Annotated in this window: 13 protein-coding genes and 1 pseudogene; 13 read left to right on the forward strand and 1 reads right to left on the reverse strand. The window is 69.6% G+C overall.

Annotation, left to right across the window (positions count from 1 at the left end; all coding sequences use genetic code 11):
- Positions 1-92: 92 nt before the first annotated feature.
- The gene (locus ACWD3I_RS48205) at positions 93-839 is read right to left on the reverse strand and encodes an IclR family transcriptional regulator (protein WP_365412715.1); all 747 of its coding nucleotides are present in this window, start codon (positions 837-839) and stop codon (positions 93-95) included.
- A 279-nt stretch (positions 840-1,118) separates the two neighbouring features.
- Between ACWD3I_RS48205 and solA the strand changes: the two genes are divergently transcribed.
- From solA to aspA, 13 genes and pseudogenes are all read left to right on the forward strand, one after another.
- A complete protein-coding gene (solA, locus tag ACWD3I_RS48210) occupies positions 1,119-2,255 on the forward strand; it encodes an N-methyl-L-tryptophan oxidase (protein ID WP_365412713.1) in 1,137 nt (378 codons plus the stop codon).
- A gap of 5 nt (positions 2,256-2,260) precedes the next feature.
- The gene (locus ACWD3I_RS48215; RefSeq protein ID WP_365412711.1) at positions 2,261-3,247 is read left to right on the forward strand and encodes a succinylglutamate desuccinylase/aspartoacylase family protein; all 987 of its coding nucleotides are present in this window, start codon (positions 2,261-2,263) and stop codon (positions 3,245-3,247) included.
- A gap of 107 nt (positions 3,248-3,354) precedes the next feature.
- Entirely contained in the window at positions 3,355-4,458 is a 1,104-nt protein-coding gene (locus ACWD3I_RS48220) for an ABC transporter substrate-binding protein (protein WP_365412709.1), read from the forward strand.
- Positions 4,451-5,590, forward strand: a complete 1,140-nt coding sequence (locus ACWD3I_RS48225; RefSeq protein WP_365412707.1) for an ABC transporter ATP-binding protein — start codon at positions 4,451-4,453, stop codon at positions 5,588-5,590. Before ACWD3I_RS48220 ends, ACWD3I_RS48225 begins: the two co-directional genes overlap by 8 nt.
- Positions 5,587-6,525: an ABC transporter permease gene (locus ACWD3I_RS48230; RefSeq protein WP_365412705.1), complete on the forward strand. Its 939-nt coding sequence runs from the start codon at positions 5,587-5,589 to the stop codon at positions 6,523-6,525. Before ACWD3I_RS48225 ends, ACWD3I_RS48230 begins: the two co-directional genes overlap by 4 nt.
- Entirely contained in the window at positions 6,522-7,391 is an 870-nt protein-coding gene (locus tag ACWD3I_RS48235; protein ID WP_365412703.1) for an ABC transporter permease, read from the forward strand. Before ACWD3I_RS48230 ends, ACWD3I_RS48235 begins: the two co-directional genes overlap by 4 nt.
- A complete protein-coding gene (locus ACWD3I_RS48240; protein WP_365412701.1) occupies positions 7,388-8,779 on the forward strand; it encodes an aminotransferase class III-fold pyridoxal phosphate-dependent enzyme in 1,392 nt (463 codons plus the stop codon). Before ACWD3I_RS48235 ends, ACWD3I_RS48240 begins: the two co-directional genes overlap by 4 nt.
- Before the next feature lie 38 nt (positions 8,780-8,817).
- A complete protein-coding gene (locus tag ACWD3I_RS48245) occupies positions 8,818-9,771 on the forward strand; it encodes a succinylglutamate desuccinylase/aspartoacylase family protein (RefSeq protein WP_365412699.1) in 954 nt (317 codons plus the stop codon).
- Complete coding sequence (locus ACWD3I_RS48250; protein ID WP_365412697.1) at positions 9,768-11,222, forward strand: aldehyde dehydrogenase family protein; 1,455 nt, start codon at positions 9,768-9,770, stop codon at positions 11,220-11,222. The genes ACWD3I_RS48245 and ACWD3I_RS48250 overlap by 4 nt, the downstream gene beginning before the upstream one ends.
- On the forward strand, positions 11,219-12,157 hold the full coding sequence (locus ACWD3I_RS48255; RefSeq protein WP_365412695.1) for an aldo/keto reductase: 939 nt from the start codon (positions 11,219-11,221) through the stop codon (positions 12,155-12,157). The genes ACWD3I_RS48250 and ACWD3I_RS48255 overlap by 4 nt, the downstream gene beginning before the upstream one ends.
- 46 nt (positions 12,158-12,203) lie before the next feature.
- A complete protein-coding gene (locus tag ACWD3I_RS48260; RefSeq protein WP_365412693.1) occupies positions 12,204-12,869 on the forward strand; it encodes a haloacid dehalogenase type II in 666 nt (221 codons plus the stop codon).
- Positions 12,870-12,919: 50 nt separating this feature from the next.
- Positions 12,920-14,212, forward strand: coding sequence for an NAD(P)/FAD-dependent oxidoreductase (locus ACWD3I_RS48265; protein ID WP_365412691.1), 1,293 nt, complete (start codon positions 12,920-12,922; stop codon positions 14,210-14,212).
- A 368-nt stretch (positions 14,213-14,580) separates the two neighbouring features.
- Positions 14,581-14,819 (forward strand): annotated as a pseudogene (gene aspA / locus ACWD3I_RS48270) (aspartate ammonia-lyase); the annotation flags it as partial.

A 14,819-nucleotide genomic window follows, 5' to 3' on the forward strand; every position in this document is an offset into this window, starting at 1 on the left:
GCCCCGGTGTTTCGCGGCCGCGGGGTCGGTGCGCACCAGCAGTTCGCACCAGTCGGCGACTTCGGCGTGCGAGGTCCAGATCTTGGACCCGCTCAAGCGCCCAGGCGGCGCCCTGTGATGTCCGCGGCCGTGTCGGCGACCAGGCGGCCCCACTCGGGCAGCTGGTCGGCGTCGTACCGCGAATCGGGCATGGAGATGGCCACGGTGGCCAGCGGTGTGCCGTCCTCGTCGAGGATGGGCGCGGCGATGGCGCAGACGCCCGGCCGGTACTGGTTGCGGTTGACCGCGTAGCCGTCGGTGCGGATCTGGCGCAGCTCGGCGCGCAGCTCCTCGGGGTCCGCGGGCGTCGTCTCGCTGAAACGCTCCAGGCCCTGAGTGATGAGCTCCTCGATGTCCTGCTTCGGCAGGTGGGCGAGGACCGCACGCCCGGTGGCGGTGGCGTGCAGGGGCGAGGTGTCGCCGATGGCGTGGAAGGTTCGTACGGGGTGGTCGCAGTCGACGCGGTCCACCACGACCATGCACTGGAGCGCGTCCGGCACCGACAGGTGGATGGTCTCGTTGACCTTGTCCCGCAGCTGCACCATCGGGTCGCGGGCGGCGGCGAACAGGCTGGACCCCTGCAGGGCGGCGGGTCGTACGGCCAGCACCCGGGCGCCGACCTCCCAGCGCGTGGTGTCCTTCCGGCTGGCCCGTAGCCAGCCGGCCTCCGCCAGCGTGACCAGGGTGCGCTGCACGGTCGACTTCGGCAGGCCGAAGATCTTCGTCAGCTCGCCCACAGTCACTGGCTGATGCTGGGCGACCGCCTCCAGGATGCGCAGCGACCTGGTGACGCTCTTCATTTCCATCCGGTTTCCCCCCGTTAATCCTCGGAATTCTTTGCGGACACCCTCTTGACTCCCTTCTCCGCCGCTGTCATTCTCGTGCCAGATTCTAGCACAGCGTTCCACAATGTGGCACGGCTTCGAAGGATCTCGCGAAGGTGAGCCGGAGCTACGAGATACGGACGATTGCGAGCTGTAGTCCCGCCGACGGGGCCGGCCCCGTCCAAACCGCCTCGAATCGATCAGCCTCACGCCGGGGGCTCAGCATGCGCCGCGGCGATACGAAAGGAAAGCCCTGTGTCAGCTGCCAGGAAGCGCGTCGCCGTCGTCGGCGTCGGAACGATGGGCAGCCAGGCCGCCTGGCGTCTGGCTGCCCGTGGAGCCGAGGTGGTCGGCTACGACCGCTTCGCCCCGGGCCACGACCGCAGCGCGGCCGGCGGCGAGACCCGGATCTTCCGCAGCGCCCACTTCGAGGACTCCCGGTACGTGCCGCTGCTCCAGCACGCCGACGCCCTCTGGGAGCAACTTCAGCAGGAGACCGGCCGTGAGCTGCGCCGCCTGACCGGCTGCCTGCTGATGGGGCCGACAGAGCACCACCAGATGGCCACGGTCCTCGAGTCGATCGCCGAGCATGGCCTCGAGCACGAGGTCCTCGACATCGAGCTGCTGGCCAAGCGTTTCCCGCAGTTCCGCATCGAAGACGGCGACGCGGCCGTGCTCGACCGCCGCGCCGGCTTCATCCGCCCGGAGCTGACGATCCAGACCGCCGCCCGCCGCGCCGAGGAGCTCGGCGCCCGCATCCACCGCTACACCACGGTTCGCGAGATCGTGCCCGTCGCGGATGGCGTAGAGATCCGCACCGACGCAGGCAGCGAGCACTTCGACACCGCCGTGGTCACCGTCGGTCCATGGGTGAACGACCTGCTGCCGGACCTGCCTTGGGAGGTGGACATCCGCCGCCTCATCAGCGCCTGGTATGTGCCCACCACCGACGCCTGGTTCGGCGAAGAGCGCCCCGCCTTCATCCGCACGGCGCCCACCCATTGCTACGGCCTGCCCTCCCCGGACGGCGTCTCCGTCAAGCTCGGTCTCTCCCGCGCCCTGCACCGCCCGGCCGGTGACCCCAACCGGCTCGACCGAGAGGTGGCCCCGGAGGAGCTGGAGATCTTCACGGAGCTGATCGGGCGTCACATGCCGGACCTGAACCCCGATCCGACCCGGCTCTCCGTCTACATGGAGGGCTACACCGAGAGCAGCCGTCCGCTGGTCGGACCGCTGCCGGGCGCAGAGAACGTCGTCCTGCTCGCCGGGTTCTCCGGCCACGGCTTCAAGCTCTCGCCCGCCTTCGGCGACATCGCCGCCGACCTCGCGCTGGACGGCACCTCGCCCCAGCCCATCGACTTCATCTCCACCCTCGACCGAGCGGAGGGGTGACTGCCATGACCAGCGCCCTCGATGTCGGCGTCCTGCGCGCCGAGCCCGGGACCAAGACCCGCGGCACCGTCCCCGCCGACCTCGGCACCCTCACCGTGGACATTCCGCTGACCCTGGTCAACGGCGCCCACCCCGGCCCCCGCGTTCTGATCACCGCGGGTGTGCACGGCGGCGAGTTCACGGGGGTCGACGCGGCCACCCGATTGGCCGCGCTGCTGGAGCCCGGCGAGGTGCACGGCCAGGTGATCGTCTGCCCGGTCGCCAACCCCCCGGCCGTCTACCAAGGGCGCCTCGGCGTCTCCCCGCTCGACGGCGTGAACATCAACCGCGTCTTCCCCGGCGACCCCGGCGGCAGCCCCACCGAACGTCTCGCGGCGTGGCTGTTCACCAACCTCGTGGACGGCGCCGACGCCTACGTCGACCTGCACTCCGGCGGCATCGACGAAGCCCTGACAGATTTCGTCGGTTACCGCCTCACCGGTGACCCCGAACTGGACGCACAGACAGCGGACATGGCCGACGCGCTCGGCATCGAGGACGTCATCTTCGGAATGAACGCCGACGGCGGAAACAGTCACGCGGCCGCCGCCCGCCAGGGCGTCCCGGCGATCCTCGTGGAGACCGGACAGCTCGGCGAACGCGACGCGGACACCGCCTGTCGTCTCGTCGAGGGCCTGTACGGAGTACTCGGCCGGCTCGGCGTCCTGGACACCAAGCCCCAGGACGACACGGCTGTTCGCGCTTGGGTCTGGTCCGCCGGCGTCACCGCCGAGGCCACCGGCCTCTGGTATCCGGAGTTCACCGTCGGCGACGACGTGACGGAGGGCCAGGTCATCGGCCGCGTCATCGATCCGGCCGACGGCCAGGAGCACAAGGTCCACACCCCGGCCACCGGCCGGATCTTCTACGGCATGCGCGGCCTGACCGTCGCCCCCGGCGCCGAGCTGGCCGCCATCGCCGCCCCGGCTCCCCGGGACTCCGGCGACCACTGACCCCACCCCCCAGCAAGTCCCTTCCCCGCACCACCAGAACCGAGATCCCACCAGCACGCACCCCCACGCTCCCCTTCCTCATGTACCGCACCACCAGGAGGCACCCGGTGAGAGATGTCCGGATAGACCGCAGAGGGTTTCTGCGCGGAGTCAGCGGCGTGGCCGCAGGCATCGCCGCCGGCACAACGCTCAGCGCCTGCGGCACCGGCACCAGCCGGTCCGTCGGCAGTGGCGGCAAGAGCTCCAAGACCCTCGTGGTCCGCAACAGCGGCGGCTCCTACGGCGACGCCAACCAGCAGGCGATCTACGAGCCGTTCACCAAGGAGACCGGCATCCAGGTCAAGGTGGTGAACATCGAGTACGCCCAGATGCTCGCCCAGATCAAGCAGGGCCGCCCCCAGTTCGACGTCATCGACGACTCCATGGCCGACTTCGTGCTCTTCAAGCAGCAGGACGCCACCGAGGAGCTCGACTACGACCGGCTGAAGAACTTCAAGAACGCGAGCATCGCCAAGACCCTGGTGACCTCCAACGCGGTCGGCAAGAACTACTGGGCCAGCGTGATGGCGTACCGTACGGACGCTTTTGGGGGGAAGAAACCTTCCTCCTGGGCCGACTTCTGGGACACCAAGTCGTTCTCCGGCAACCGCGCGCTGCAGGCCCTGGACGCCGACCTGCCCGAGCTGGAGTTCGCCCTCCTCGCCGACGGCGTGGCGCTGGACAAGCTCTACCCGCTCGACGTGGACCGCGCCTTCAAGGTTCTCAGCGAGATCAAGCCCCACGTCCGCAAGTTCTGGGACACGGGCGCGCTGCCCGGCGTGCTGCTGGGTCGCAAGGAGGTCGACGCCTCCAGCGTCTGGCACGGTCGCCTGGACGCCCTGATCAAGGGCGGCTCCCCGCTCGCCTACCAGTGGAACGGCGCCCGCCGGCAGAGCAACGCACTCGGCATCCCCAAGGGCGCGGCGAACCTCGACGCCGCCTACCAGCTCATCGACTTCGCCCTGCGGCCCGAGGTACAGGCGGCCTACGCCGAGATCTACCCGATGGCCCCGTCGGTGCCGGCCGCCTACAAGAAGCTCAAGCCCGCCACCGCCGCGAACCTGGCCAGCTCGCCCGAGCACCTGGAGTCCGGCTTCGACCTGGACGTCGAGTGGTGGATCAAGAACCAGGACGCCGTGTCCAAGCGCTGGCAGGAGTGGACGCATGCCTGAGATCGACGTGATGCCCGAGCTGTCCCTGGCCTCCGCGGCCGACCTGACCGGTTCCGGCAAGCCCCTGTCCGTGACCCGGCTTCGGAAAACGTACGGGGGAGTGACGGCCGTCGACGAGGTCTCCATGGAGATCGCGGCGGGCGAGTTCGTCACCTTCCTGGGATCCTCCGGCTCCGGCAAGACCACCACCCTGATGATGATCGCCGGGTTCTGCGAGCCCGACTCCGGCAGCATCGTCGTCGGCGGCCGGGACGTGACCCGCCTCGCCCCGCAGAAGCGCGGCCTGGGCTTCGTGTTCCAGCAGTACCTGCTCTTCCCGCACATGACCGTCTGGGAGAACGTAGCCTTCCCCCTGCAACTGCGGGGTGTGTCCAAGGCGGAACAGCGCCGCCGGGTCGGCGAGACGCTGGAGATGGCGGGACTGTCCGCCATGGCCCGCCGCCGCCCACGCGAGCTGTCAGGCGGCCAACAGCAGCGCGTCGCGCTCTGCCGGGCCCTGGTCTACCGCCCGCCGGTCATCCTCATGGACGAGCCGCTGGGCGCCCTGGACAAGAAGCTGCGCGACCAGCTGCAGACCGAGATCAAGCGCATCCAGCAGGAACTCGGCCTGACCGTCATCTACGTGACGCATGACCAGGAAGAGGCCCTGGTCCTCTCCGACCGCATCGCGGTGATGCGGGACGGGCGGATCGACCAGTTCGACACCCCGCAGGAGCTTTTCGAGCGACCGCGCACCCCGTTCGTCGCCGACTTCCTCGGCGCCGCCAACTTCCTGCCGGGCCACGTGGAGCAGCAGGCGTCCGGCCACACTCTGGTGCGTCTCGACACCGGCGGCGTACTGAAGGCCCGCCCGCAGGCGGGGGCCGAAGGGGCCCGTGTCCGGGCCGCGGTCCAGCCCGGCCGGCTCGCCCTGTGTTCGCCCGACCACGGATTCTGTACCGGGACGGTCGAGACCGTCACCTACGTCGGCACGCTCGTACGCGTCACCGTCCGCCCTGTCGGCGGAACGGCCACCGAACTCGTACGGCTGGAACTGCCCGCCGGCCGAGCCCCCGACCTGGGCGAGCGCATCGGCCTCACCGCGGATCCCGCGAACGTCAGCGTCTTCCCCGACATGGAACACGGGGGATGACGATGGCCGGAACCGCACTGGCACCCACCCCGGCGCCCGCCGCGCCCACACCCGCTCCGGGCAAGCGGGGCCTGGGCCGTGCATTGTCCGAACGGCGCACCCGCTTCGGACTGCTCAACGCCACCCCCGTCGTCGTCTACCTCCTGATCCTCTTCGTCTATCCGATCTTCAGCACCCTGATGCTGAGCCTGAAGGGCGAGGAGGGCGGCTTCACCCTCCACTGGTACACCGACGCCTTCCAGGGCGCGAACCTGGAGATCCTGCTCACGACCCTGCGGATCTCCGCCGAGACCTCACTGCTCGCGCTGGTCGTCGGGTTCGTCCTGGCCTCGGCCATCTCGCGGCTCAAGCCGCTGTGGGCCGGCCTGGCGATGCTCGTGGTGGTCGTCCCGCACTTCATCAGCGCGCTGGTGCGCACCTACGGCTGGATCATCCTGCTCGGTGACAACGGCGTGGTGAACAACGCCCTGACGGACATGCACGTCCCCGGCGCGCCCGTCCAGTTGCTCTACAACGAGATCGGCGTCGTCATCGGCACAACAGCCGTGATGCTGCCGTACACCGTCCTGCTGCTGTACGCCGTCATGCGCGGCATCGACCGGCGGCTGCTTGCCGCGGCGGCCAGCATGGGCGCCGGACGGATCACCATCTTCCGCCGGGTCTACGTCCCCCTGGTCGCCCCCGGCCTGGTCAACGCGGGCGTGCTGTCCTTCATCCTCTGCCTCGGCTACTACCTCACCCCCGCCCTGATGGGCGGCGAGAAACAGACCATGGTCGCCTCGCTCATCGACGAGCAGGTCATGAAGCAGAACCAGTGGAACGGCGCCTCGGCGCTCGGCATCATCCTGCTGCTGCTCACCTTCGCCGGACTGCTGCTGCTCAGGCTGCTGAAGTCGGCGGGCGAGGCCCTTAGGAATCGGGGTACGGCGTCATGATCGAGCTCCGCTCCACCCTGGCCGGCCGCATCACCCTGACCGTGCTGGCGACCCTGATCCTGGTGTTCCTGGCCCTGCCGATCATCGTCATCGTCGTCACCTCCTTCGGCAAGGACGCCTTCGGCTCCTTCCCGCCGGAGGCATGGACCCTCGGCTGGTACAAGCAACTGTTCGCCGACGGCAGCAAGTGGCCCGCCGCGCTGTCGCTCAGCGCCCTGGTGGCCGCCATGACCACGGTCTTCTCGCTGATCCTGGGTATGACCGCGGCCACCGCCCTCGTCCGCAGCGAACTGCCGCTGCGGACGGCGGTCTACGGCCTGGTACTCGCCCCGCTGGTGATTCCCCAGGTCGTCATCGCCCTCGGTCTGTTCCTGCTCTTCGAGCCGGCCGCGATGCTCGGCAGCCCGATCGCCATCGCACTCGGCCACACCGTGCTGGCCTCACCGATCGCCGTGATGATCCTCATGGCCACCCTCAAGGGCATCGACGAACGGCTGGAGGACGCGGCCGCCAGCATGGGCGCGAACCGGCTGACCGTCTGGCGGCGGGTCACCCTCCCCCTGGCCATGCCCGGCATGGTCGCCGCCGGCATCTTCTCCTTCATCACCAGCTTCGACGAGTTCTTCATCTCGCAGTTCCTGTCCTCCGTGGACACCGTGACCCTGCCCGTGCAGGTGTTCAACGTCCTCCAGTACAACGTTGACCCGTCGGTGACCGCCGTCAGCGCGATCCTCATCGCCGTCGCCGTCGTGGCCCTCGCCCTGGTCGGCGTGGTCCGCAAGCTCAGCGGCTCCGGCAAACAGGACGGCCTGCTGCCCACAGAACCCGGACTGGGCCTCCCCGCCGGAAGTGAGAGCGCATCATGACCACCAGCACCCGCACACCCGCCGGTGAACTGTCCGCCACCGCGGCCAGACACCTCCTGCTCAACATGACCCCCAACGGCTCCCTCGGCCAGGACGGCGAGAACCTCTTCGTCGTCCAGCGCGGCGAGGGCCCGTACGTCGACGACGCCGACGGCAGGCGCTACATCGACGGCCTGTCCGGCCTGTACTGCTGCCAGCTCGGCTACTCCTACGCCCCCGAGTTCGCCGAGGCGGCGGACAAGCAGTTGCGCGAGCTGTGCTTCAGCCCGCTGTGGTCCTCCTCCGCGCACCCCACCGCCATCGAACTCGCCGAGCGGCTCTCGCGGATCGCGCCCGTCGATGTCGAGCACACGTTCTTCTCCGGCGGCGGGGCGGAGGCGGTGGAGACCGCCTGGAAGATCGCCCGCCGCTACCACGCCCTGCGCGGGGAACCGGGCCGGGTGAAGGCGATCTCGCGTCGCGGTGCCTATCACGGGCTGACCATCGGGGCTCTCTCCCTGACCGACGACCCCGGGCTGCGCGAACCCTACGGGCCGGGCGCGATCGAGACCCGGTTCGTGTCCAACACCAACCGGTTCGGCCTCGCCCCCGAGTACGTCGACGACGACGTGTACACCTCCCGTCTGCTCGCCGAGCTGGAGTCCGCGATCCTGGAGGAGGGCCCGGAGAGCATCGCGATGCTGATCGCCGAGCCGGTGCAGAACCGCGGCGGCTGCATCACCCCGCCCCACGGCTACTGGCCGGGCCTCAGGGCGCTCGCCGACCGGTACGGCTTCCTCCTCGTCGCCGACGAGGTGATCACCGCCTTCGGGCGGCTGGGGGAGTGGTTCGGCGGCGACCGCTACGGTGCCCGCCCCGACATCGTCACCGTCGCCAAGGGCATCACCGCCGGATACGCCCCTATGGGAGCAACTCTGGTGAGCAACGGCGTCGTCGAGGTCATCAACCAGCCGGGCGCGGTCCTCAACCACGGCTACACCTTTGCCGGGCACCCGCTGAGCGCGGCCATCGCCCTGCGCAGCCTGGAGATCATGGAGCGGGACAGGATCCTGGAGAACGTCCGCGGTCTGCAGGACCATCTCGCGACGCGTATGGCTTCCCTCGGAGACCTGAGAATCATCGGTGACGTCCGGGGCGCCGGCTTCTTCTACGCCTGCGAACTCGTCGGCGACCTCGACGGCGGCGGCTTCAGCGACAAGGCCCGCGCCGATCTGATCGTCGACCTCATCCCGCGCCGGCTGCGCGAGGCCGGTCTCCTGGCCCGCGTCTACAACCGCTCCGCCCCGCTGGTGCAGATCGCACCCCCGCTGATCAGCGACCGCCAACTCCTCGACCGTATCGCCGACATCCTCGCGGAGACCCTCGCCGAGGCGTCAGCCCGCCTGTGACACCCGCACCCGTCCCGCATTCGAAAGGAACCACCCTCATGTACTCCATCGGTCCGCTGACCGTCGCCCCCGGCGAGCGTACCCAGGGCCTCATCCCGGTCGGCACCAGCAGCTACGGCGTCGAACTGGGCATCCCGCTCATCGTCGTCAACGGTGCCCAGGACGGCCCCGTGCTGTGCGTGGACGCGGGCGTGCACGGCGACGAGTACGACGGCCAGGAAGCCATCCGCCGAGTACTCGCCGACATCGACCCGGCCACTTTGCGCGGCACGCTCGTGGGCATCCCTTGCATGAACACCCCGGCCTTCGAGGCGGCGGCCCGCACCAGCGGCCTGGACTACCTCAACCTCAACCGGATCTTCCCGGGTGACGCGGACGGCTCGTACTCACTGCGGCTGGCCGCCACGTTCGTCGAGCAGGTCGTCCCCGCCATCGATGCCCTGGTGGACCTGCACACCGGCGGAACCTTCGGCGAGATCGCGCCGCTCGTCATCCTCCAGGGCGGCTACGAAGAGCTCGCCACGGACCTGGCCCTCGCGGCCGGGCACGAGCTGGTCTGGAAGGGCGGCAAGTGGGGCGGCACAGTCCGTCACCCCACCCTCGCGGCGGGCAAGCCCGCCATCACCATCGAGGCCGGTGGCGGCACCTACCGTGAGTCCAACGTCGAACTGCACATCCACTCGATCCGCAACATCATGCGGCAGCTGAAGATGATCGACGGAGAAGCGGAGCTGCGGGAGAAGTACACGGCCACCTCCGGCACCTTCGCCCGCTCCGCCGCCGGCGGGTTCTTCCTGGGCCACGCCGAGCCGGGGGAGACGTGCAAGGAGGGCGACCTGATCGCCCACATCATCGACCACTACGGCAACACGCTGGAAGAGGTCCGCGCCCCGCAGGACGGCATCGTCCTCTGGGTGCGCCGGATCCGCACCGTCCGCCCGGGCGACGAGGTCGTCATCTTCGGCGAGGTGCAGGGAGAGATCCAGCCATGAGCGACGACACCCAGTTGCTGCTCATCGACGGCAAGCAGGTCCCGGCCGCCGACGGCCGCACCTTCACCGTCCTCGACCCGTCGGACGGAACGGCCATCACCCGGGTGGCCCTGGCCGGCCACGCGGACGTGGACCAGGCGGTCGGCGCGGCGCGCGCGGCCTTCACCGCGCCCGAATGGGCCCGGATGCGCGCCGCCGACCGGGGTCGGCTCCTCCACCGCATCGCGCAGACGATCCGCTACCAGGGTGAACGGCTGGCGAGGCTGGAGAGCCAGGACGTCGGCAAGCCGCTCCGCCAGGCCAAGGCCGACGTCGAGTCCGCCGCCCGCTACTTCGAGTTCTATGCGGGCATCGCCGACAAGCTCGGCGGTTCCACCGTCCCCCTCGGACCCGGTCTGATGGACTACACGGTCCGGGAGCCCATCGGTGTCTCCGGACAGATCATCCCGTTCAACTACCCGCTCCAGAACACCGCGAGGGGCTCCGCCCCCGCACTGGCCGCCGGCTGCACAGTCGTCCTCAAGCCCTCGCCGGAGGCACCGCTCACCCCGCTGGAGATCGGCCGCATCGCGCTGGAGTGCGGGCTGCCGCCGGGCGTGCTGAACGTCGTCCCCGGCGACGGCGAGACCGGCGCGGCCCTCGCTAGCCACCCTGGCATCGACCAGGTCACCTTCACCGGCTCGGTGCCGACCGGCATCAAGGTCGCCCAGGCCGCTGCCGCCAACGTGGTGCCCTCCGTCACGGAGTTGGGCGGAAAGTCCCCGTTCATCGTCTTCGCCGACGCCGACTTCGACTTGGCGCTGACCGCGGTTCTCGGCTGGTCGTTCAGCAACGCCGGCCAGATGTGCTCGGCGGGCACGCGCCTGCTGCTCCAGCGCGGCGCAGAGAAGTTCCTGGACCGGCTGGTCGAGAAGATCGCCACCCTGCGTGTCGGACCGGGCCTCACGGATCCGGACATCGGCCCGCTGGTCGCCGCGCGCCAGCGTGACCGGGTCCTGGGCTACCTGGACCTGGCCCGGCAGGAAGGCGCGACCGTGCGAGCAGGCGGCGGCGCCCCGTCCGCCCCCGAGCTGGCCGACGGCTACTACATCGAGCCGACCGTCCTCACCGGCCTGACCAACCAGGCCCGGTGCGCCCGCGAGGAGATCTTCGGACCCGTCGTCACCGTCATCGAGTTCGACGATGCCGACGAGGCCCTTCAGATCGCCAACGACAGCCCGTACGGCCTGGCCTCCTATGTTTGGACCCGCGACATCGACAAGGCGATGAGCCTGGCCGAGGGCATCCGGACCGGCCAGGTCTACGTCAACGTCACCAGCGCCGGTACGGGCATCGAGCTCCCCTTCGGCGGCTACAAGCACAGCGGCTGGGGCCGGGAGAAGGGCCTCGAAGCCCTCGCGAGCTACACGCAGACCAAGAACGTCTGCATCGGGTTCGGGGACCGCTCATGAGGTACCGCACGCTCGGTGAGCGCGGACCCACGGTCTCGGTGGTCGGCGTCGGTGGCAACAACTTCGGCTCCCGTCTCGACGTGGACGGCACCAAGGCCGTCGTCCACGCGGCGCTCGACGCGGGCATCACCCTGTTCGACACCGCCGACATGTACGGCGGATTCGGCGAACAGGGCGGCTCGCGCGGCGACGGCGAACGCCTTCTCGGCGCCGCCCTCAAGGGACACCGTGACCAGGTCGTGCTGGCCACCAAGTTCGGCATGGAGATGGGGCCGGAGGCAGACCTCTACGGCCGGCGTGGTGCCCGCCCCTACATCCGGTACGCCGTCGAGGTCTCGCTCCGCCGACTTGGCACCGACCGCATCGACCTGTACCAGTACCACGAGCCGGACGGCGTCACCCCGCTCGACGAGACCGTGGCCGCCCTGCGGGAACTCGTCGACGAGGGCAAGATCGGTCACATCGGCTGCTCCAACCTGCCGGCCGAGGACCTCTCCGACGCCTTCGTGTCCACCCAGGCCTGCTACCACCTGCTCGACCGCAGCGCGGAGAACGACCTGATCCCCGCCTGTCTGAGCGACGGCATCGGCCTGCTGCCCTACTACCCGCTGGCCAACGGCCTGCTCAGCGGCAAATACCGGCGAGGCCAGGTGCCCCCGCCCGGCAGCCGCCTGTCCTGGCGGCAGGGCTGGCTGACCGACGCGGCCCTCGACCGCGTGGAGGCGCTCACCTCGTATGCCACCGAGCGCGGCCTGACCCTCCTCCAGGTCGCGGTGGGCGGACTTGCCGCCCTGCCGGCCATCGGCTCGGTCATATGCGGCGCGATGACCCCCGAACAGGTCACCGCCAACGCGGCGGCGGCCGACTGGCTCCCCGACGCGGCCGACCTGGCCGCACTCGACGCGATCGTCACCCCCGGCGAGCGGATCGTCTGACCCTTCCCCCCTCCCCTGTAAGAACCGGAAACCGAGGTTGCACACCATGCGAGAGATCGTCACCTTCGACGCCTACGGCACCCTGGTCGACTTCCAGCTCGGCCCCACCACCCTCAAGGTCCTCTCCGACCGGCTGGACCTGGACAACCTGGATGTCGACGAGTTCCTCGACGACTTCCGCGTCATGCGCTTCCAGGCCGTCCTGGAGGCATACCGCCCCTACCACGAGATCCTGCACTCCAGCCTCCAGATGGCCATGCGCCTGCACGGTCTGGAGTACCGCACCTCCGACGGCGACGCCCTCGTCGAGGCCGTCCCCACCTTCGGCCCCTTCCCGGAGGTCCCGGACGCCCTGCGCGCGCTGAAGACCAAGTACGAGATCGCGATCATCACCAACAGCGACGACAACCTCATCGCGCGCAACGTCGAGAACATCGGCGTCGAGTTCGACTACGTCATCACGGCCGAACAGGCCGGGGCGTACAAGCCGGACCGGCAGACCTTCGAGCACGCCTTCAAGACCATGGGCGTCGAGCCGTCCCAGGTCATCCACACCGCCCAGGGCTGGGAGTACGACCACATCCCCACCCGCGACCTCGGCCTGAAGCGCCGTGTGTGGATCAACCGCTACGGCCGCCCCGGCAGCGCCGACTACCAGCCCTACGACGAGCTGACCGACCTGTCGGGCCTGCCGAAGCTGCTCGGCTGCTGACAACACGGCCACACGGCGACACAGGACAGAGAACACAGAGGACGCACGCCATGAAGCAGATCCCCTACTGGCTCGACACCGCCCCCGCCCTGCCCGACCGGTCCGGAAAGGACCTGCCCGACGAGGCGGACGTGGTGGTCATCGGCGGCGGCCTCACCGGCCTGTCCACCGCATACCACACCGCCCGCAAGGGCGCCCGGACCGTCCTCGTCGAGAAGGACAAGGTCGGCTCGGGCGCCTCCGGGCGCAACGGCAGCATGTGCACCCAGGGCCTCACCATCGGTGTCGGCGAGGCCCGCAAGCGCTACGGCCAGGAGCGCGCCCGCGAGCTGTACGACGCCTTCCGCGAGGCCGTCGACGTCGTCGAGGAACTCACCCACACGGAGAAGATCGACTGCGACTTCAACCGCTCCGGACGCCTCGGGGTCGCCTTCAAGCCCCAGCACTTCGAGTCGATGAAGGCCACCCAGCGCGACCTGGCCGACAACTTCAACCATGAGACCCAGCTCCTGACCCGCGCCGAGCTGAAGGCGGAACTGGGCTCGGACTACTACCACGGCGCCCTGCTCGACCCGCTCAGCGCCGCCCTGCACGTCGGCAAGTACGTCCACGGCCTGGCCGAGGCCGCCGAACGCGCCGGCGCGGAGATCCACGAACGCAACGCGGCCACCGGCCTCACCCGCCTCCCGGACGGCGGCTTCCTCGTGGAGACCCTGCACGGCACGATCCGCGCCAAGCAGGTCATGGCCGCGACCGACGCCTACACCGACAAGGCGCTGCCCTGGTTCCGCAAGCGGCTGATCAACGTCGGCAGCTTCATCATCGTCACCGAACCGCTGGGGGAGGAGCGCGCCCGCGAACTGATCCCCAACGCCCGCCTGGTGGTCGACTCCAAGAACATCGGCCACTACCTCCGGCTCACCCCCGACAATCGACTCGCCTTCGGCGGCCGGGCCCGATTTGCGCCGTCCAACCCGGCCTCCGACGTCAAAAGCGGGGACATCCTCAAGCGGGAGATGACGGAGATCTTCCCGCAGTTGGCCGACGTGCGGATCGACTACGTCTGGGGCGGGATGGTCGGCTTCTCCTGGGACCGTCTCCCGCATGCGGGTGAGGCCGATGGGGCCAAGGGCCTGTACTACTCCATGGGTTACTGCGGCCACGGCGTCCAGATGGCCACCTACATGGGCCGCGCCGTCGCCGAGATGATGGACGGCAAGCCGGAGGCCAACCCCCTGCGCGGCCTCGGCTTCCCCAAGGTCCCCGTCCCCTTCTACAACGGCACCCCCTGGTTCCTCCCGTTCGGCGGCGCCTACTACAAGGCCAAGGACAAGCTGCGCTGAGTCGACGGTGCGGTGGTACTGCGGGGCCTAGCGGGGAGGGGCCGCGGTAAGCCCTCGCAGTTCCGGGCTCGGATACCCCGTGAGACTCATTCGCTGTGGTGACCCGGTGACCGTGGCACGCCGCTGTTCCCCGTCTCCCGCAACGGCCTCGCCGCGTCGGCAACATCAAGGGCGCGGCGGGTCGTGCGGCGTCGGGTGACCAAGGACAGCTTCACGGGCGTCCACCTATCCATTGCTACCGGCGTTGACGAACTCGTTGACTGCGGGGCGTCCGCGCGCTCGATCCGCTCTCGCGGTCCCACCGGCAACTGACCTCATGTACACCTTCGTCCGAGAACATCCGCGTCCAAGAGAAGGTCCGCACAGCCATGACCGTCGTCGTCACCCGCCGCGAGCACGATCTGCTCGGTGACCGTGATGTTCCCGCCGACGCCTACTGGGGTGTCCATACCCTGCGTGCCACCGAGAACTTTCCGATCACCGGCATGCCGATCTCCGCCTACCCCCACCTCATCGACGCCCTCGCGGCCGTCAAGGAGGCCGCCGCGCTCGCCAATGAGGAGCTCGGGCTGCTGGAGCCGCGGAAGGCCGCCGCGATCGTCGAGGC

The sequence above is a fragment of the Streptomyces sp. NPDC002817 genome, from assembly GCF_053592055.1.

Coding starts and splice junctions, on each gene's coding strand:
- ACWD3I_RS48205 (WP_365412715.1), bottom strand. CDS start 839: ATGAAGAGCGTCACCAGGTCGCTGCGCATCCTGGAGGCGGTCGCCCAG.
- ACWD3I_RS48215 (WP_365412711.1), top strand. CDS start 2,261: ATGACCAGCGCCCTCGATGTCGGCGTCCTGCGCGCCGAGCCCGGGACC.
- ACWD3I_RS48225 (WP_365412707.1), top strand. CDS start 4,451: ATGCCTGAGATCGACGTGATGCCCGAGCTGTCCCTGGCCTCCGCGGCC.
- ACWD3I_RS48230 (WP_365412705.1), top strand. CDS start 5,587: ATGACGATGGCCGGAACCGCACTGGCACCCACCCCGGCGCCCGCCGCG.
- ACWD3I_RS48235 (WP_365412703.1), top strand. CDS start 6,522: ATGATCGAGCTCCGCTCCACCCTGGCCGGCCGCATCACCCTGACCGTG.
- ACWD3I_RS48240 (WP_365412701.1), top strand. CDS start 7,388: ATGACCACCAGCACCCGCACACCCGCCGGTGAACTGTCCGCCACCGCG.
- ACWD3I_RS48245 (WP_365412699.1), top strand. CDS start 8,818: ATGTACTCCATCGGTCCGCTGACCGTCGCCCCCGGCGAGCGTACCCAG.
- ACWD3I_RS48250 (WP_365412697.1), top strand. CDS start 9,768: ATGAGCGACGACACCCAGTTGCTGCTCATCGACGGCAAGCAGGTCCCG.
- ACWD3I_RS48255 (WP_365412695.1), top strand. CDS start 11,219: ATGAGGTACCGCACGCTCGGTGAGCGCGGACCCACGGTCTCGGTGGTC.
- ACWD3I_RS48260 (WP_365412693.1), top strand. CDS start 12,204: ATGCGAGAGATCGTCACCTTCGACGCCTACGGCACCCTGGTCGACTTC.
- ACWD3I_RS48265 (WP_365412691.1), top strand. CDS start 12,920: ATGAAGCAGATCCCCTACTGGCTCGACACCGCCCCCGCCCTGCCCGAC.